This window comes from Phenylobacterium sp., from assembly GCF_031412415.1.
Taxonomy (GTDB): Bacteria; Pseudomonadota; Alphaproteobacteria; order Caulobacterales; family Caulobacteraceae; genus Phenylobacterium.
Window position 1 is genome coordinate 1 of sequence record NZ_JANOCX010000078.1, and the last position, 16,300, is coordinate 16,300.

At 67.7% G+C, this 16,300-nt stretch carries 19 protein-coding genes; 11 read left to right on the forward strand and 8 right to left on the reverse strand.

Annotation, left to right across the window (positions count from 1 at the left end; all coding sequences use genetic code 11):
- The 6 genes from RMO04_RS03940 to RMO04_RS03965 form a co-directional block, all read left to right on the forward strand.
- On the forward strand, positions 1 to 212 hold a 212-nt coding region (locus tag RMO04_RS03940; protein ID WP_309643490.1), incomplete at its 5' end, for a hypothetical protein.
- The gene (locus RMO04_RS03945; RefSeq protein WP_309643491.1) at positions 209 to 694 is read left to right on the forward strand and encodes a FixH family protein; all 486 of its coding nucleotides are present in this window, start codon (positions 209 to 211) and stop codon (positions 692 to 694) included. The genes RMO04_RS03940 and RMO04_RS03945, both read left to right, overlap by 4 nt.
- Positions 691 to 2,865 carry a heavy metal translocating P-type ATPase gene (locus RMO04_RS03950; protein WP_405041461.1) on the forward strand — a complete coding sequence of 725 codons (2,175 nt, stop codon included), beginning with the start codon at positions 691 to 693 and terminating at the stop codon, positions 2,863 to 2,865. The genes RMO04_RS03945 and RMO04_RS03950 overlap by 4 nt, the downstream gene beginning before the upstream one ends.
- Entirely contained in the window at positions 2,862 to 3,026 is a 165-nt protein-coding gene (ccoS, locus tag RMO04_RS03955) for a cbb3-type cytochrome oxidase assembly protein CcoS (RefSeq protein WP_309643493.1), read from the forward strand. Before RMO04_RS03950 ends, ccoS begins: the two co-directional genes overlap by 4 nt.
- Before the next feature lie 112 nt (positions 3,027 to 3,138).
- Positions 3,139 to 4,473 carry an oxygen-independent coproporphyrinogen III oxidase gene (hemN, locus tag RMO04_RS03960; RefSeq protein WP_309643494.1) on the forward strand — a complete coding sequence of 445 codons (1,335 nt, stop codon included), beginning with the start codon at positions 3,139 to 3,141 and terminating at the stop codon, positions 4,471 to 4,473.
- Entirely contained in the window at positions 4,473 to 5,054 is a 582-nt protein-coding gene (locus RMO04_RS03965) for an NAD(P)H-dependent oxidoreductase (protein WP_309643495.1), read from the forward strand. Before hemN ends, RMO04_RS03965 begins: the two co-directional genes overlap by 1 nt.
- On the opposite strand, the gene RMO04_RS03970 is transcribed toward RMO04_RS03965, so the two are convergent.
- The 6 genes from RMO04_RS03970 to RMO04_RS03995 all read right to left on the reverse strand — a co-directional run bounded on the left by RMO04_RS03970 (position 5,051) and on the right by RMO04_RS03995 (position 9,378).
- Entirely contained in the window at positions 5,051 to 5,428 is a 378-nt protein-coding gene (locus tag RMO04_RS03970) for a response regulator (protein WP_309643496.1), read from the reverse strand. The two genes, RMO04_RS03965 and RMO04_RS03970, sit on opposite strands and share 4 nt — an antisense overlap.
- Positions 5,429 to 5,497: 69 nt before the next feature.
- Positions 5,498 to 6,106 (reverse strand): response regulator FixJ, encoded by a 609-nt coding sequence (gene fixJ, locus RMO04_RS03975; RefSeq protein ID WP_309643508.1) that lies wholly within the window; start codon positions 6,104 to 6,106, stop codon positions 5,498 to 5,500.
- Positions 6,099 to 7,649, reverse strand: a complete 1,551-nt coding sequence (locus RMO04_RS03980; RefSeq protein WP_309643497.1) for a PAS domain S-box protein — start codon at positions 7,647 to 7,649, stop codon at positions 6,099 to 6,101. Before RMO04_RS03980 ends, fixJ begins: the two co-directional genes overlap by 8 nt.
- 19 nt (positions 7,650 to 7,668) lie before the next feature.
- Positions 7,669 to 8,490, reverse strand: coding sequence for a universal stress protein (locus RMO04_RS03985; RefSeq protein WP_309643498.1), 822 nt, complete (start codon positions 8,488 to 8,490; stop codon positions 7,669 to 7,671).
- Complete coding sequence (locus tag RMO04_RS03990) at positions 8,490 to 8,642, reverse strand: hypothetical protein (RefSeq protein WP_309643499.1); 153 nt, start codon at positions 8,640 to 8,642, stop codon at positions 8,490 to 8,492. Before RMO04_RS03990 ends, RMO04_RS03985 begins: the two co-directional genes overlap by 1 nt.
- A gap of 76 nt (positions 8,643 to 8,718) precedes the next feature.
- On the reverse strand, positions 8,719 to 9,378 hold the full coding sequence (locus tag RMO04_RS03995) for a helix-turn-helix domain-containing protein (protein ID WP_309643500.1): 660 nt from the start codon (positions 9,376 to 9,378) through the stop codon (positions 8,719 to 8,721).
- 270 nt (positions 9,379 to 9,648) lie between these two features.
- On the opposite strand from RMO04_RS03995, the gene RMO04_RS04000 reads away from it, so the two are divergent.
- The 4 genes from RMO04_RS04000 to RMO04_RS04015 all read left to right on the forward strand — a co-directional run bounded on the left by RMO04_RS04000 (position 9,649) and on the right by RMO04_RS04015 (position 12,219).
- Positions 9,649 to 10,107 carry a host attachment protein gene (locus RMO04_RS04000; RefSeq protein WP_309643501.1) on the forward strand — a complete coding sequence of 153 codons (459 nt, stop codon included), beginning with the start codon at positions 9,649 to 9,651 and terminating at the stop codon, positions 10,105 to 10,107.
- Positions 10,108 to 10,221: 114 nt separating this feature from the next.
- Positions 10,222 to 11,049 (forward strand): universal stress protein, encoded by an 828-nt coding sequence (locus RMO04_RS04005; protein WP_309643502.1) that lies wholly within the window; start codon positions 10,222 to 10,224, stop codon positions 11,047 to 11,049.
- Positions 11,050 to 11,059: 10 nt separating this feature from the next.
- Positions 11,060 to 11,842 (forward strand): LOG family protein, encoded by a 783-nt coding sequence (locus RMO04_RS04010; protein ID WP_309643503.1) that lies wholly within the window; start codon positions 11,060 to 11,062, stop codon positions 11,840 to 11,842.
- Positions 11,839 to 12,219, forward strand: a complete 381-nt coding sequence (locus tag RMO04_RS04015; RefSeq protein ID WP_309643504.1) for a Rap1a/Tai family immunity protein — start codon at positions 11,839 to 11,841, stop codon at positions 12,217 to 12,219. Before RMO04_RS04010 ends, RMO04_RS04015 begins: the two co-directional genes overlap by 4 nt.
- Here the strand turns inward: RMO04_RS04015 and RMO04_RS04020 are convergent.
- Both RMO04_RS04020 and RMO04_RS04025 read right to left on the reverse strand, forming a co-directional pair.
- A complete protein-coding gene (locus RMO04_RS04020; RefSeq protein ID WP_309643505.1) occupies positions 12,206 to 13,582 on the reverse strand; it encodes a SulP family inorganic anion transporter in 1,377 nt (458 codons plus the stop codon). The two genes, RMO04_RS04015 and RMO04_RS04020, sit on opposite strands and share 14 nt — an antisense overlap.
- A 561-nt stretch (positions 13,583 to 14,143) precedes the next feature.
- Positions 14,144 to 14,827 (reverse strand): glutathione S-transferase family protein, encoded by a 684-nt coding sequence (locus tag RMO04_RS04025; protein ID WP_309643506.1) that lies wholly within the window; start codon positions 14,825 to 14,827, stop codon positions 14,144 to 14,146.
- Between RMO04_RS04025 and RMO04_RS04030 the strand changes: the two genes are divergently transcribed.
- Positions 14,818 to 15,921: a universal stress protein gene (locus RMO04_RS04030; protein WP_309643507.1), complete on the forward strand. Its 1,104-nt coding sequence runs from the start codon at positions 14,818 to 14,820 to the stop codon at positions 15,919 to 15,921. The two genes, RMO04_RS04025 and RMO04_RS04030, sit on opposite strands and share 10 nt — an antisense overlap.
- The last annotated feature ends 379 nt before the right edge of the window (positions 15,922 to 16,300 follow it).

Genomic DNA, 16,300 nt, shown 5'->3' on the forward strand with positions numbered 1-16,300 from the left:
AGCGCTGCCTTGCCCTTGAAGTCTGGGCTGAGCAGGTCTTTCCATTGCTCGATGGGGCGGCCAACGAGGTCCGGGCGCTGCGGGTGTTCGTCACCCTTCCGCCTCAGGCCCTCAGCGCGCCCAACCTCCCCGCGAGCTTCGTCGTTCGCACCACCAAGGCTGAGGCGCGCGCCCAAACCACCTTCCTGTCGGGAGCCGCGAACACGCCATGAATCCCGCCAACCCCGCGCCCGGTTTCCGCATCGGCGGCTGGCACGTCCTGGCGGCCGTCGTCGCGTTCTTCGGGATCGTGATCGCGGTCGACACGATCTTCGTGGTCGCCGCCTATCGCACCTTCCCAGGCCAGGTCTCGACGACCCCATATGAGGACGGTCTTCGCCACAACCGGTCGGTCGCGCGCCTCAGGGCGCAGTCCGCCCTCGGTTGGCGCGCCATGGCCGCGCCGGCCCAAGGGCGCGTGGAGGTCGAGATCGTCGACCAGACTGGTCGGCTGATCGCCGGTCTTCAGTTGTCGGGCGACCTGCAACGTCCGGCGACAGAGGCAGGGCGCATCGCTCTCGATTTCGCGGAGGTTTCACCCGGCCGCTACGCCGCGCCCGCCATGCCGGAGTCGGGGGCCTGGGACCTGCGGTTCACCGCCACCGGTTCGGCGGCCGCGCCCTTCGAAGCCGAGCGTCGCCTCACATGGCCCTGACCTCTGAACTCGCGCGCCACCAGGACTATTCGGCCTTCCTGCGGTCCGACACCGGCGGTCATCGCCTCGACCTCCTGGTGCGGGGTGCGCGGTGCGCTGCCTGCATCTCCAAGATCGAGCGTGGGGTGGGCGGGCTCGGCGACGTCATCTCGGCGCGCATGAACCTGACCACGGGCAAGTTGACGGTGGCGTTCCGGGGCGAGGCCGCGGACGTCTCGCGGGTGCTGGCGATCGTCGAGGGTCTCGGCTATCGCGTCACGCCTTTCGATCCGGCCAAGGCGGCGCAGGCGCATGACGCGGAGGGGCGGCGGCTGGCCATGGCGCTCGGCGTGGCCGCCTTCGGGGCCGGCAACGCCATGATGTTCTCGGTGCCGATCTGGGCCGGCCTATTCGGCCAGGAACTGGGTCCCGCCATGCGAACCATGATGCAGTGGATGAGCGCGGCGGTAGGCACCCCCTGTGCGGTCTATGCCGGCATGCCGTTCTTCACCTCGGCGTGGCGCTCGCTAAGGGTCGGTCGTGCGAACATGGACGTTCCGATCTCGATCGGCGTCCTGCTGACCCTGGCCATCAGCTTCGTCGAGACCGTGCTGGGCGGCGCCGACACCTACTTCGACGCGGCGGTTTCGCTGCTCTTCCTCCTGCTCATCGGCCGCTGGCTGGATCACCGGCTGCGCGCTCGGGCCCGCAGTGCGGCCAGCGACATCCTGGCGCTCCAGGCGTCCTTCGCCTCGGTTATCGGCGCCGATGGCCAGGAGCATCGCCGGCCGTTGAGCGACGTCCGGCCAGGTGACCTTTTGTTGGTCCGGCCGGGCGATCGCATTCCGGTCGATGCTTGGATTCACGAAGGACAGTCGTCGCTGGATAACGCCCTCCTCACGGGTGAGACCGCTCCCGTCCTGGTGCGGCCCGGCGATCTTTGCCGCGCCGGTGCGGTCAATCTCAACGGAACCCTACGCCTGCTCGCCACGGCCTCGGCTGAGGACTCCGCGATCGCCGACATCGCCCGGCTGGTGGAGGTGGGCGCGCAGTCGCGCTCACGATATGTGCAACTCGCCGACAAGGCGGCCGCCATCTATGTGCCCGTGGTTCACACCGCCGCGGCCATGACCTTCGCCGGGGCCCTGATCGTTGGCCTGGATGCGCGCGAAGCGCTGCTGCGGGCGGTGGCCGTCCTCATCATCACCTGCCCCTGCGCGCTGGGCCTGGCTGTTCCAGCGGTTCAGGTGAGCGCTTCGGCGCGGCTCTTCCGACGCGGCGTGCTGGTCAAGTCCGGCGCCGCCCTCGAGCGTCTAGCCGAGATCGACCACGTGATCCTCGACAAGACCGGCGTGCTGACCGAGGGCCGTCCTCGGCTTCTGGACCCCATAGCCGCGGATGTGGCCCTGGCCGCGCCCCTGGCGCGGGCGTCGGCTCATCCGCTGGCTCGGGCGCTGGCCCGGGAAGCCGGTCCCACGATCCTCGCCGACAAGGTGGTCGAGACCGCGGGGCAGGGCGTCGAGGGCGTCATCGGCGGTCGTCGGGCCCGGCTGGGTCGCGCGGCCTTCGTCGGCGTCTCGCGTGTGTCCGCCAGCGAAACAGAGCTCTGGTTCGCCATCGAGGGTCGGCCCGAGATCCGCTTCGTCTTCGCCGATCAGTTGCGCTCCGACGCCGTCGAAACCGTGCGGGCGCTCGCCAAGCGCGGTGTGAGCGTCGAGATCCTGTCGGGGGACGCCCCCGACCCCGTTCGGCGGATGGCCGAGGCGGTCGGCGTGGGGGCCTATCGCGCTGGCCTGACCCCGCTGGAAAAGGCGCAGATCGTCGCGCAACGCACCGCCGAGGGGCGCCGAGTTCTCATGGTCGGCGACGGCCTCAACGACACCGCGGCCCTGGCGAACGCTCATGCCGCCATGGCGCCCGGCTCGGCCCTGGACGCCAGCCAGAGCGCGGCCGATCTGGTGTTTTCCGGCGAGCGACTGGGAGCCGTCGTGGAGGCGATCGACACCGCGCGCACGGCGCGGCGCCGCGCGATGGAGAACTTCACCTTCGCCGCCGCCTACAATCTAATTGCCGCGCCGGCCGCCATGCTGGGCCTGGTCAATCCGTTCGTCGCGGCCCTGGCCATGTCCGGTTCGTCCCTGGCGGTGACCCTGAACGCGCTTCGCATGGGCGCCTTGAGGGGCCGGCGGTGAACATCCTGATCTTCCTGGCCCCCGCTTCGGTCTTCCTGGCGCTGATCGGCCTGGCGGCGTTTCGCTGGACGCTGGGCGCGGGTCAGTACGACGACCCCATCGGCGACGCGGAACGCATCCTGACGATCGATCCCGAGGACCGTCCGTTACCCCCTGATTGACCGATGTCACGGCGAAACCTCGCTCGGTCGCCAAGACTTGAGCGTCCATCAGGAGCCGCTCGTGACCGCCATCCAGACCGTCCATCCGCCCAAGCTGGCCCTCGCCGACCTAGTGGCCAAGTACGACGGGCGCGCCCCGCGCTACACGAGCTATCCGACCGCCGTGCAGTTTACCCCGGCCGTCGACGAGACGGTCTATCGATCGTGGCTCGCTGACCTGCGGCAGGACGATCCGGTGTCGCTGTATGTCCACATCCCGTTTTGTTCTCGGCTCTGCTGGTACTGCGGCTGCAATACGCGCGCGGTCCGCCGCCATGGACCGATCGGCGACTATGTGGGCTACCTGCTGGACGAGGTACGCCTGCTGGGAAAAGCCTTGCCGGGCAAGTTGCAGGCAAGCTCCATTCACCTCGGCGGCGGCACGCCTAATCTACTGACGATCGGCGAGCTGGACCTGCTGTTCGCTCGGCTGGAACGGGTGTTCAAGCTGAGCGCGGCGCTTGAGTTCGCCACCGAGATCGACCCGCCGTTTCTCACGCGCGAATGGGTGCAAGCCGCGGCCCGGCATGGACTGAATCGCGCCAGCCTCGGCGTCCAGAATCTGGCGCCGCGCGTCCAGGATGCGGTGAACCGCAAGGGAAGCCTGGAGGAGATCGAGCGCTGCGTCGGCTGGCTGCGCGAGGCGGGCGTCGCCTCGATCAACCTCGATCTCATGTACGGGCTGCCTCACCAGACCGTCGCAAACACCCTGGCGACCCTAGACCAGGTGCTGCCCCTGCGTCCGGAGCGTCTGGCTCTGTTCGGCTACGCTCACGTGCCCTGGATGAAGGCGCATCAACAACTGATCCATGAAGCGGCCCTGCCCGACGCCGCTGAGCGGTTGGACCAGAGCGAGACCGCCGCGCAACGCCTGGTGGCCGAGGGCTATGTCCGGATCGGTCTCGATCATTTCGCCCTGCCTGATGACGAGCTTGCCAAGGCGCAGGCCGCGGGGCGCCTGCATCGCAATTTCCAGGGCTACACCACCGACGCCGCCGGGACGCTCCTCGGGCTGGGCGCTTCTGCGATCGGCCGGCTGCCGCAGGGGTTCGTCCAGAACATCACGTCAGAGCTGGATTGGCGCGCGGCCGTGTCCAAGAGCAAGCTTCCGGTCGCGCGCGGTGTCGCATCGTCGCGAGACGACCAGCTCCGGGCTGAGATCATCGAGCGCCTGATGTGTTCGCTGTACGTGGACCTCTTCGAGGTTTGTGATCGTCATGACCGTGAACTCGGCGAGCTGAGCCGCGAGCTCGACCGGCTCCGTCCGTACCAGCGCGATGGCCTGGTGGTCGTCGACGGCGGGCGGGTGACGGTGACGCCGCCGGGTCGGCTGGTGGTCCGATCGATTTGCTCGGTGTTCGATCGTTACTTCGCGCCGGCTGAAGTCCGGCACGCTAAGGCCTTGTAATGGCCAAGAAGATCCTGGTCCTGAACGGCCATCCGGATCCCCGGCCCGAGCGGCTGTGCGCCGCGCTCGCCAACGCCTACGTCCGCGGCGCCAACCGCGCGGGCCACCAGATCCGGCGCATTGATGTGGGCGACCTGTCCTTTCCGCTGATCCGTACGAAGGACGAGTTCATGTCGTCGGTCGAGCATCCTTCGATCCGTGAGACCCAGGACGCGCTGCGGTGGGCCGACCATCTGGTCATCGTCCATCCGTTGTGGCTGGGCGGGCCGCCGGCGCTTCTCAAGGGCCTTCTTGAACAGGTGTTCCGCTATGGCGTGGCGCTGAGCCCGCCGGGGACGCCGCCCACGGGCCTGCTGAAGGGCAAGTCCGCGCGCGTGGTCGTGACCATGGGCATGCCGGCGGTGATCTTCCGCGTTGTCTTTGGCAGCCACGGCCTCAAGAGCCTTGAGAAGGGCGTTCTGTGGATTTCGGGCTTCAAGCCCATACGTCACGACATCTTCGGCAATGTGGAAGGCGCTCGCCCCCGTACCCGCCAGCGTTGGCTGGCGGCGATGGAACGACACGGTCTGGCCGGCGCCTAAACGGCGAGCGCCTCTCGGATGGCGCTCACGAGGCCATCGGTCAGCAGGGGCTTTTCGATCAGGGTGGCGCCGGCCGCGCTGATCGCCGCGCGTACGCTTGGGGGCGGGTGGCTCGTGATGATGAACACGGGCAGGGTCGCATCCCGGCGACGGAGCTGGATCAGGGCTTCCAGACCGGTGACTCCGGGAAGATTGTAGTCGAGCACCACGCAGGCGGCGCCGGTCGGCAGAGCGGCGCTGAGCAAATCCTCACCACTCTCGCAGGTCTCGACCTCGAATCCCTCGATCTCAAGATTGAACTTCAAGGCCGCCCGCAAGGCCGCGTCGTCGTCCACCAGGACGATCGTCGGCTTCTGATTGGGGCGTGTGAGCATGGCTTCCGAGCGACGTCTGAGGTTGTAAGCTCAGCCTAGCTGATGACCTCCCCGCCGCATTGACAGGCCTCAAAGTCCGCCGGCCAGCAACGCCATGCGAACGAGTTCCGAAAGGCTGCCGGCGGCGGTCTTGGTCATGACATTCGCCCGATAGACCTCCACCGTGCGGGCGCTGATCCCCAGTTCGAAGGCGATGACCTTGTTCTGCTTTCCGGCGAGCACGCCTTTCAAGACATCGTTCTCGCGCGGGGACAGCGAGGCCAGCATGGTCTCGAACTTGCGGCGCTCCTCGCCGAGGCGTGCGGCCTGATCGCCGATCGCCAGCGCTGATCGGATCGAGCCCAGCAGAGCCTCGTCGTCGAAAGGCTTTTCCAGGAAGTCGACGACGCCGGCCTTCATCGCCTCGACCGCCAGCGGCACGTCCCCGTGTCCGGTGATCACGATGATCGGGTGGGGTGCGCCGCGATCCTTCAAGCGGCGAACAAGCTCGAGGCCGTTCATGTCGGGCATTCGGATATCAGTGACCACGCAGCCGGGCGAGGCGCTGGCGAGTTCGTCGAGGAAGGCGACCGCGGAGTCATAGGTTCTTGAAGCCAATCCCGCGGTCGTCAGCAGGAATGCCAGCGAGTCGCGAACGGCCTCGTCGTCGTCGATAAGATGCACCACGGCCTTAGTCACCGTCGACAAGCTCCCCCTCGCTCACCGCGCGAAGCGTGAAACGGAACACCGAACCCCCGTTCTGACCCGTCTCGACCCAGATTCGGCCGCCATGCGCCTCGACGATCGTACGCGAAATCGACAGCCCGACGCCCATGCCTTGCGCCTTGGTGGTGAAGAAGGGCTGAAAGAGCTGTTCGGCGACCTCCGGACTGATCCCAGATCCCGTATCGGTCACCGCGATCTCGACCAGGCCGTCTTCAACGGGGAGCGCGGAGACGAGGAGGTCGCGGTGCGGCGCGCCTTCCATCGCTTCGATGGCGTTGCGCATAAGATTCAGCACCACCTGCTGAATCTGCACCTTGTCGGCCAGGACCAGGGACGCCTGCGGATCGATGTTGTAGCGCAGCCGCACGCCACGCTCCTTGGCGCCGATCATGGCCAGTGCGCCGGCCTCCTCGAGCAGCTTGTGCAGATTTTCGATTCGAGGTTCGGCCTCGCCCTTGGTGACGAAGTCGCGAAGACGTCGGATGATCTGTCCGGCGCGCAAGGCTTGGTCGCCGGCGCTGGCGAGCGCGTTGCGGATGGTCGCCCGGTCTGGGTTTTCTGCCTCCAACAACCGTACAGATCCCTTCACATAGTTGGCGATGGCCGACAGCGGTTGGTTGAGTTCGTGCGCCAGGGCCGAAGCCATCTCGCCCATGGCGGTGAGGCGCGAGACATGGACGAGTTCCGACTGCACGTCCTGCAGCCGCCGCTCCGTCGCTTGGCGTTCGCTAAGGTCGCGGACAAATCCTGTGAAAAATTGGGGTGTGGTCGCCATTTCGCCCACCGAGAGCTCCATAGGAAAGGTCGATCCGTCTCGTCGCTCACCCACCACCACACGGCCGATACCGATGATCCGGCGCTCTCCGGTCGTGAGATAGCGCCGGAGATAGCCGTCGTGGCCCTCCCGGTAGGGCGACGGCATCAGCATGGAGACGTTGCGGCCGATCGCCTCGTCCGGGGTCCAACCGAACAGCCGCTCGGCTGTCGCGCTGAACGACTGGATGATCCCATGCTCGTCGATCACCACCATGGCGTCCGGCACCGTGGCGAGGATCGAGCGCAGATGAGCCTCTCGGTCTTCCAGATGGGCCAGGGCCTCGGCGTTCTCACGGCGGCCGCGGTGGTACCGCCAGCCGCCAAAGCTGATCGCGGCCCCGATGAGCACGAAGAGTCCTGCACCTATGAGACTGTCGGCGTCGCGGGCGAGAGACAGCACCTGAAGCGCCAACACCCCGCCGAATCCGAGGAGGGTGGCCAACGCCGCGGGCCCGCCGCCGAACGCCGCGCTCGCGATCACGGCGGGCAAGAGGATCAGGACGAGGAACCTTCCATGCAGCAGCGGCTCCAGAGCCCAATGGAGTCCCAGAGCGACGGCGACTGTCGCAACGGCGAGAGGGTAGCCGCCCGCCCAGGTCGCATAACGGATCGACTTTGCGCGGGGGCGGGCGCGGGTCTGCATGGTCAAAGCGGTAGGCGGGAAGCTGCGCCACGGCAAGGCCAGTCTCGGCGCTCGCACGTGCGCGCCCAGGCCGTGCCTAGTGGCTCAGGAGCACGAACTGCTCGGGTGCGCGGATCAGGCTGTTGCTCACGCCGCCCATCACCCATTCGCGCATCCGGCTGTGGCCATAGCAACCGGCCACGATCAGGTCGGCCGCCATCGCGCGGGCCTGGATATTGATCTCCGCGCCGGCGCGGTCGTCCGCTTCCACCATGACCTTGGCGCTGGCCGCCACGCCATGGCGCTTGAGATGGGCGACCACCTCGGCGGTGTGCGACTCCGCGGCATGGGCTTGGTCCTCGTCGCAGACCTCCATGACCACGATCGCCTCGGCGCGCTTAAGGAACGGCATGGCGTCGGCGACGGCGCGCCGCGCCTCGCGCGTGTCCTTCCAGGCCACGAGGATGCGATCGCCGTGAAACGTTCGGTGAGCCGGTGGCGCGACGAGCACCGGCCGGCCCGCGCGGATGACGAGCTCCGCGGTATCGGCCTGGCGCCAGTAGTCGGCGCCCGACAGCGGCGCGCCGCCGGCTACGATGAGGTCCGCGGCCCTTGCGGTGTGGCACAACGCTTCGGTCGGGGCCTGGTAGAATGACCGCCAGTCCGTCCGAAGATTGCCGGCGTGGCGGCGAAAGGCCTGCTCCGCGGCCATAAGGTTATCTTCCAACCGTTGCCGCATCACCTCCTGCCACTGCATGGCGAGCATGCCGAAGGGGTCGGCGACGCCGGTCGATTGCAGGAGCTCGGCTCCAACCCCCACCAGGACGGCGTCGAACCGTTCGGCGACGGCCGCCGCGCAGGCCAGGCGCGGCGAAGCCTCGGCGTCGGGCTCGGCGTGGACGAGAATGCTCGCAAACATCACGAATGCCGCCCGGGTGTCGGGACGCCTCGCATCCCGATCCTGATGTGGTCTTCGACGGCGGTGACGGTCACACCGACTCGGCTGGCGTCGATGGCGGGGTCCCACTCCAGTTCGCGCTCAACGCGTTCCTTCAGCGTGCGATCTTCCATGCCTTGGCCCTCTTCGTTGGCCCGCGGCGCACGGGCTCTTCGTGTCGGTCTGCTCCCACGGCGGCCGCGATCGCGGTCAGCCCGCGGCCATTTCCTGCAGGGCTTGGACGTCGCAGATGCGGAAAAGCCGGCTGCCCTTGAATTCCACGACCTTGGCGGCCTGGAGCTGGGTGATCATCCGCGAGACTGTCTCGATCGTCAGACCCAGATAGTCGGCCGTGTCCTGCCGTCCCATGGCCAGCTCCACATGAGCGCCTTGGCGGCGCGCCGCCAGACCCAGCAAGAAGCTGGCGACCCGTTCGCAGGCGCTCTTGCGGACGAGCAGCGTCAGGTGCTCGCGAGCGCTTTCCAGGTCGCGCACGGTCGCTGCCCACATCAGCCGCTTCAGCTCTTCCTCGCCGCCGGCCGCGCGCAGGGCCTGGCGGTTGGCCACCAGGACCGTGCAGTCGCTGAGGGCTTCGGCGGCCATGGCATGTTCATCGCCGGTCTCCAGGCCGAATAGGTCGCCGGCATAGTAGAAATCCCCGATCGGCCGGCGTCCGTCGGGCATGAACCGCGAGGTGCGCACCGTGCCGCTGACGACGCGGTAGACCAGATCGGCGTTCTCGCCCTGACCATAGATCTCTTCATCCTTGGCGAAGGTCATCTGCACGCCGATCCGCGACATCAGATCGTCGGGGCCGGTCTCGGCGACAGGCGTGGCGCGGGCCTGATCGAAGGATGGGATAAAGGTCATGTCGAGCCTCCTGTTGATCAGAGGCTAGGCGCTCGGCGGCGCCCTCGAAATTTGGGGGCGCCCCCTAAGTAATCATACGGAGGTTGGGCGCTGGCGCGCGAGAACGCGCGCAGAGCGGCGCCGCGCACCATCGCCAGCATATCGTCGCCTGCCTCCCGGGTGATGGCTGGGACCACACCGCCAAGGTGGTGGTGATCTGGCGATGGGAGCCGAAGTCGCCGCGTCCGGCTTTGATGGTCGTCACGGCGCGCGGGCCGGAAGCTCCCCATCGTGGACTTCAGAATGGAGAGCGCCGTGATGGAAGAGGGCAAGACCTGGATCGTCGCTGTGGACGGAGCCAGGGCGCAGGTGTTCGAAGAGCGCGTACACGGTGGGCCTTTGCATCCCCTGCCGCATCACGCCATCGACGCCGACACCCCGGACCATCCGGCGGCGCATGATCGCAAGGCCGCGGTGCGCGTCCGCACCGGCCTCGGCGACAGGCCGATGACCCGGATCGAGGAACGGCGCTTCCTCATCCGCGTCGCCCGCGCCCTCGACGCCGCCGCCGAGGCGGGAGCATTTGAGCGACTTGTCCTGCTGGCGCCCGCTCGGGCGCTTGCGGCGCTGCGCGCCGACCTCGCGCCCCCGACCGCGGACCGCCTTGAGGTCGAGGCGTCTCGCGACAGGTCGAGCCTGGCGCAGGAAGTGCTGCGCGAATCCCTGCAAGCGGCGCGGATCGCCCATTGAGCGGCAGGCCCCATGCGCGAGACCAGGCCGCCGGAGCCCGGGCCGTTCGGCTTGAGGGGGATCAAGGCGAGGTCATCCGAGCCATCCCATCCTTGCGCTGCAGAGAGGCGTTCGATGACCTATCGCGATATTTTGTTTGAGGTGGACGCCGATCCGGCCGCCCAGGTTCGCTGCGGCCAGGTCGCGCGACTGGCCAGGAGCTTCGGCGCCCATCTGACCGGGGTGTTCTTCGAGCCTGGGTTCGCCTTGCCGTCCACCGCGGCTGGAACCGCTTGGATTCCGCCAGCCCATTTGACCGCGGCGCTCCAGGCGCACGAGGCGGCCGTCGAGCGCCGGGCGCAACAGGCGCGGACCTGGCTGACCGAGGCCAGCCAGGCCGCCGACGTCACGTGCGACTGGCTCAGGCTCGACCCGGCCGGGGCGCTCAGCTACGTCGACAGGGCGCGCGGCGCCGACCTGATCGTCGTCCCGCCGCGGCCAAAGCCGTCGAGAGGTGACACACGTACCTCGTCCACGGAGCTGGCGCTCTCCTGCGGGGGACCGATGCTGGTGCTGCCAAAGGCGGCGGTCGACATCGGCCGCCGGATCCTCGTGGCTTGGAACGGCGGCCGCGAGGCCGCGCGCGCCCTACGCGACGCCTGGCCGTTCCTGACAGCCGCCGATCGGGTCGCCGTGGCCGTGGTGGCGCCGCAGGTCGATCGGGCCGAGGTCTCCGCGATCCGCCAACGCTTCGAACGGCGTGGATGCAAGGTGGAGATCTTTGTGGAGACCACGCAGGAGGCTTCTGTCGCCGATACGCTGCGTGGCCAGATCAACGACTGGAACGACGACCTGATGGTGATGGGACTTTATGGACGCACCCGGCTGGCAGAGCGGATCCTGGGCGGCGTGAGCCGGGACTTGATGGATGATCCGCCGACGGCGCTCCTGGTCTCTCACTAGCGGCCGCCCCATGACCGCTACGACACCTGATCTCCCCGCGAATGAGGCGCAAACCACGTCGCCGTCGTACGAGCTTGCCGCTCTTGACCAGTCGTTTCTGCTCGGGCCTTCCATGCGCGGCGTTCGGTTCCTCTTGGAATTCTCCAAGGCTGACGAGGCCCTCCGCGCCTGGGGTGTGCGCTCAACCATCGTCGTCTTCGGGAGCGCGCGGATTTGTGAGGCGGGGTCACCCGACCAGAGTCGCTGGTATCGGGAGGCGCGGCGGTTCGGACGGCTGGCGTCGGAGGAGGGCGGGGCGCTGCGGCCCGAACAGGGACAGCGCGACAATGTCATCGCCACAGGCGGCGGGCCCGGGGTCATGGAAGCGGCCAATCGCGGCGCGCGCGACGCCGGGGCGCCTTCCATTGGGTTCAATATCACCTTGCCCCATGAACAGGGTCCCAACCCCTACACCACCCCGGACCTGACCTTCCGCTTCCACTATTTCGCCATGCGGAAGATGCACCTGGCCATGCGGGCCAACGCCCTGGTGGTGTTCCCGGGCGGGTTTGGGACGCTGGATGAGCTGTTCGAGATTCTGACCTTGCGCCAGACAGAAAAGAGTCCCCCGATCCCGGTGGTCCTGGTCGACCAAGCCTACTGGAGCTCCGTGATCAACTTCGACGTTTTGGTCGCGCACGGCATGATCGGTCCGCGTGACCTTGGCCTGTTTCACTTCGCCGAAACCGCCGAGGATATCTGGGCATGCCTGTTGGCCGGCGGCGTGCGGCCGAGCCAGCGGGTGAACGGATGATCTGGCTCATTCTGCTCGCCACCGGAGTCGTCTCCGCCGCGCCCACGGTCGACCTGCGGGGGTATGTCGACGGTCAGCAACTCTACGACCGGTGCCGGCCGGATTCTGCCGACCACTTCGCTGAACTGCGCGCCGCGGTTTGCCTGGGCTATGTGATCGGCTCGGCCGACCAGATCCTGGCCGTCGAGGCCGATAAGCCGCCGCAGTTCAGAAGCTTCTGTCCGCCGCAGGCCCTCATCGCCGAAGAGCTGCGCGACACGACCTTGGAATTCCTCGAGCGTTATCCCCTCGCGCGGGGCGCGGCCGCCGCCACCGTTGTCGCCGCCGCCCTTGCCGAGCGTCATCCCTGCGACGCGCCTCGACCTACAGATCGGTAGGCGCATCCCGCGGGCCAGGCGTGGGGAGGGTGGCGATTTTCAGCGGTTGCGGCGGAGGCTCGCGCGAGCCCGGCTGGGGATCGGCATCGCCCTCCGCGGCCACGGATCGGCCCAGAACGGCGAACGCAGCGGCCAGGCCGCACCCGGCGACGATGCCGGCGGTGAGGTCGTGGACAAGGGTCACGCCGAAGGTGGTCAGCAAGACGGCCGCCGTGCGCCATGCCCGCAGCAGCCTGAGGAACTCGGCCTTCTCCGCCATGTTCCAGGCCACCACCACCAGCACCCCCGCCAGAGCGGTCAACGGCACGAACCCCGCCAGCGGCGCGGCGACCACCATGAACAGCAACAGAAAGAGGGCGTGGAGGATCCCTGAGATAGGGCTGCGCCCCCCGGCCCGAATGTTGGTCGCCGTGCGGGCGATCGTGCCTGTCACGTTTATTCCGCCGAACAGTGGCGAGACGAGGTTTGCGATCCCCTGGGCCACAAGCTCCATATTGGAGCGGTGGTGGCGGCCGGTCATGCTGTCAGCGACCTTCGCCGACAGCAGACTCTCCACCGCACCGAGCAGGGTGAACGAGAGGGCGACGGGAAATACAGCCGCCAGCAGCGGCCAGTCGAGCCTTGGAATCACGGGGATTGGGAAACCGCTTGGAATGCCGCCAAAGCGGCTTCCCACCGTGTCCACGGCCAGTCCCAGGGCGGCCGAGGCCGTCGAGGCGGCGACGACCGCGATTAGCATGCCCGGCCATTTCGGACGCCAGCGGCGCAGGATCAGGATGATCGCAACGACGCCGCCGCCAAGGCCCAAGGCGGAGAGGTTGACGCTCTCGGCCGCGTAGGCCAGCGCGGCGAGCTTGGCGAGGAGAGGTCCTGGTTCGGCGCCCTTCAAGGTCAGGCCCCCGAGGTCCTTCAACTGGCTGGCCAGGATCGTGACGGCGATGGCGCCGGTGAACCCGACCGTGACGGCATGCGGCACGAACCGGATCAGGGAGCCCAGGCGAAGCAGTCCGAGGAGGGTAAGCATCGCGCCGGAGAGCATGACGGCCACGAGCAGACCGTTGACCCCGAACTCCGCGGCGGTAGACGCGACGAGCACGATGAAGGCGCCCGCCGGTCCGCCGATCTGGTGGCGGCTGCCGCCCAGCGCCGAGACGATGAAGCCACCCACGATGGCCGTGTAGAGGCCTTGGGCAGGGGAAACGCCCGAGGCGACGGCGATCGCCATGGAGAGGGGGAGGGCCACGACCGCGACGGTGAGGCCCGCAGCCGCATCCTGTCGAAGAGCCCCCAGACCATACCCCTCGCCCAGCACGGTCGCGAGCTTGGGACGGATGAGATGCGCGCTGCCCGTCCCGTTAGGCATCGACCAACCTCACCCTGTCTGTGGACGCTGGCGCAGCAGGCCGTGCGCTCCGGCGCGGTCCGCGCTCGTCGTCACGCACGGCGTCGTCAACAGCTGGGATCACGGCCCAGGGCGACGGAGTCGAGGGCGCCAGTTTGACCAACAGCGAGATCGTCGATCCCTGCGATATCGTATCGCGCAGGATCACCGCGGTCCCAACACAGGCGCCAGAATCGGCTTGAAGCGGACAGCGCCGGTCTCCAGATGGATCGCCTTCAGCAGCCGCATCTCCCCTGGCTGTGTCGGCTGAAATCCACCGGCAGGATCGAATTGCGCACGATCGGCGCAGGGGCGACAGCTTAGGCTACGAAGCGGTCCAGGCATCGGGTCAGATTTCCCAGCCGACGCCCACTGAGCATCTGCGGTAGCGCCGTCCGAGGACGATGCGACGGGGAGAGGACGGCCGCCTTGACGCCGATCAAGGACCGGGACCTGGAGCGCGGCAACGTTACGTGGCTCCGATTGCCTGCCGAAACTGGCGCGGCGCCGACGATTTGGCCGGCGAGGCGGCTGCAATGGGCGTCAGCCTCGGGGCGGCGACCAGAGGAGTGGCGATCCCGCCGACAATTGGTGGAACGCCTCATAGGCCTTGCTCATGGCGCTACCGGGGTAGGTCGGACGGTTGGTCATTCGGGTCAGCCAGCCGGCAACGTCGGGCGCCTGTCCAAGCAGCGCGGCGCCTTCGGGCGTATGGCTGAAGAACAGCAGGTGGGGCAGCAGGTAGCAGTCGGCCAGGGTGAGCCGCCGCCCGACGAGAAACCCCGTCTCGCCGACCGCCTCGCCAATCAGGCGGATCTGCATCTGGAGCGGCGCGCGAGCGGACTCGAGAAAGGCCTGGTCCGCGTCGAAACCCCAGGCTGGCCGTACCAGGCGCTCCTTCACGAAGCGGTTCATCACCGGAAAGACATAGGCGTTGACGATGCTCACCCAGCGCAGGACCTGGGCTTGGCCGATCGCGTCTTCGGGCTGCAGCGGCGGGCCCTCGAAGGCGCGGTCGATGTAGTGGGTGATCGCCAGGGTTTCGTACAGGAACAGATCGCCGTGTTGGAGCACCGGCATCTTGCCGAACGGGTGGAGCCGCAGGTGTTCTTCGGAGCCGAGCACCAGCGCGACCTGGCTGAACGTCACGCCCTTCTCGGCGGCCGCGAGCATGGCGGTCCAGAGGTAGGCGCTGTCCGCCATCGAATGGAAGGTGATTGCAGTCATTCGACCTCCGGATCGGCGGAACGTGGGGCGCGCTTCACCCCGCCGCCTTGACCAGGATCAATTCCGGGAACTTCGCCAGCCGCCAGAAGGCGTCCGACCTCCATCCTGAGACTGAAATGGGGTTGACGGCCGTCAAGGTCGATTGCGGTGGAAGGCCTCTTCTCAGGTCCTCGGCCAAGCCACCGCCGGCCGCAACCCCCTTAAGGGCAAAGCCCATGTCTGTCGAAAGAAGTGAGAGCATCATCACCCGCGATCGTGCCGGCCATGACTACCGAAGTCTCCTGGTGCATGTTGAACCGGGCCTTGTCGCCTCGCATCGGGTGGAGCTCGCCGCCGGTCTTGCGCGCCGTTTCCACGCACGTCTGATCGGGCTGGGCGCAGAGGCCTTGAAGCCCGTCATCAGCGCCGACGCCTTCAGCGGGCAACTGGTCGTCGAGGTTTATCAGCAGCTTCAAAACCAGGTCGAGATCGAACTCAAGGCCGCGGAAACCGCCTTCCTGCGAGACGCCGCCGGAGGCGATATCGAGTGGCGCATCGAGCACGCCGATCCGAGCCAGGCGATGGCTCGGGCTGCGCGCGCGGCCGACCTGATCGTGACCACCGCCGATGAGGCGCGGAGTGGCGATGTCTTCACGCGTCTCGAAGTCGGCGAAATCGTCCTGATCAGCGGCCGTCCTGTCTTGGTGGGGCCCGCCGGGCATGGCCATCTTGCAGGTGAAAAGATCCTTGTGGCGTGGAAGGACACCCGGGAGGCCCGTCGGGCGGTGGCCGATGCCATGCCGTTTCTCGTTCGCGCGCAGGGCGTGCTCGTGCACGGCGTCTGCACTCCCGACGAGGTGGAAACAACCCGCGTCGCGGTCGATGACGTCGCCAAGGCGCTGCGCCGCCATGGTGTCGCGGCGACCGCAAAGGTGAGCACGGCGCCCAACGACAGGAAGGTCGCCGCTGAACTCAACGCCTCGGCCGCGGCCTTCGGCGCCGACCTCATCGTGGCGGGCGCCTACGGACATAGTCGCATGATGGAACGTGTGTTGGGGGGTGTGACCCGCAGCCTGCTGACGGACCCCGAACGCTATCTACTGCTGAGTCATTAGCGCGTCGGGTTCGGGGGTCGTCCAAACATCGGCGCCGGTCCACGACTGCGCGGTTCAAGGGATCATCCTAGGAAAAGCATGGCGTCGCCGGCCCCGAGGCGCCCCAGTCGCAAATCCTCAATGCGATCACCAGCGGCGTCGCGACCGGCTCGACCCTGGAGCTTATCAATCCTCGCTGTGGCGACCGTTCGAGACCAGGATGACCGGGGTCGAGTCGTAGGGGATTTGCGAGATCGCAAATTCGAGCGGCGATGTTCGGCATAGGATCCCCGTCGGCGATGCGCGTCACGGCGCATGCCGAGGCGGGCCTGACGAGGACAGATCAATGCGAACGCTCGCCTTTGTCGCTCCATCGCTGGTCATATCCCTGGCCTTGACG

Coding starts and splice junctions, on each gene's coding strand:
- RMO04_RS03995 (WP_309643500.1), bottom strand. CDS start 9,378: ATGACCTTTATCCCATCCTTCGATCAGGCCCGCGCCACGCCTGTCGCC.
- RMO04_RS04020 (WP_309643505.1), bottom strand. CDS start 13,582: ATGCCTAACGGGACGGGCAGCGCGCATCTCATCCGTCCCAAGCTCGCG.
- RMO04_RS03985 (WP_309643498.1), bottom strand. CDS start 8,490: ATGTTTGCGAGCATTCTCGTCCACGCCGAGCCCGACGCCGAGGCTTCG.
- RMO04_RS04005 (WP_309643502.1), top strand. CDS start 10,222: ATGACCTATCGCGATATTTTGTTTGAGGTGGACGCCGATCCGGCCGCC.
- RMO04_RS04010 (WP_309643503.1), top strand. CDS start 11,060: ATGACCGCTACGACACCTGATCTCCCCGCGAATGAGGCGCAAACCACG.
- RMO04_RS04025 (WP_309643506.1), bottom strand. CDS start 14,827: ATGACTGCAATCACCTTCCATTCGATGGCGGACAGCGCCTACCTCTGG.
- RMO04_RS03970 (WP_309643496.1), bottom strand. CDS start 5,428: ATGCTCACACGCCCCAATCAGAAGCCGACGATCGTCCTGGTGGACGAC.
- RMO04_RS04015 (WP_309643504.1), top strand. CDS start 11,839: ATGATCTGGCTCATTCTGCTCGCCACCGGAGTCGTCTCCGCCGCGCCC.
- RMO04_RS03990 (WP_309643499.1), bottom strand. CDS start 8,642: ATGGAAGATCGCACGCTGAAGGAACGCGTTGAGCGCGAACTGGAGTGG.
- RMO04_RS03945 (WP_309643491.1), top strand. CDS start 209: ATGAATCCCGCCAACCCCGCGCCCGGTTTCCGCATCGGCGGCTGGCAC.
- RMO04_RS03965 (WP_309643495.1), top strand. CDS start 4,473: ATGGCCAAGAAGATCCTGGTCCTGAACGGCCATCCGGATCCCCGGCCC.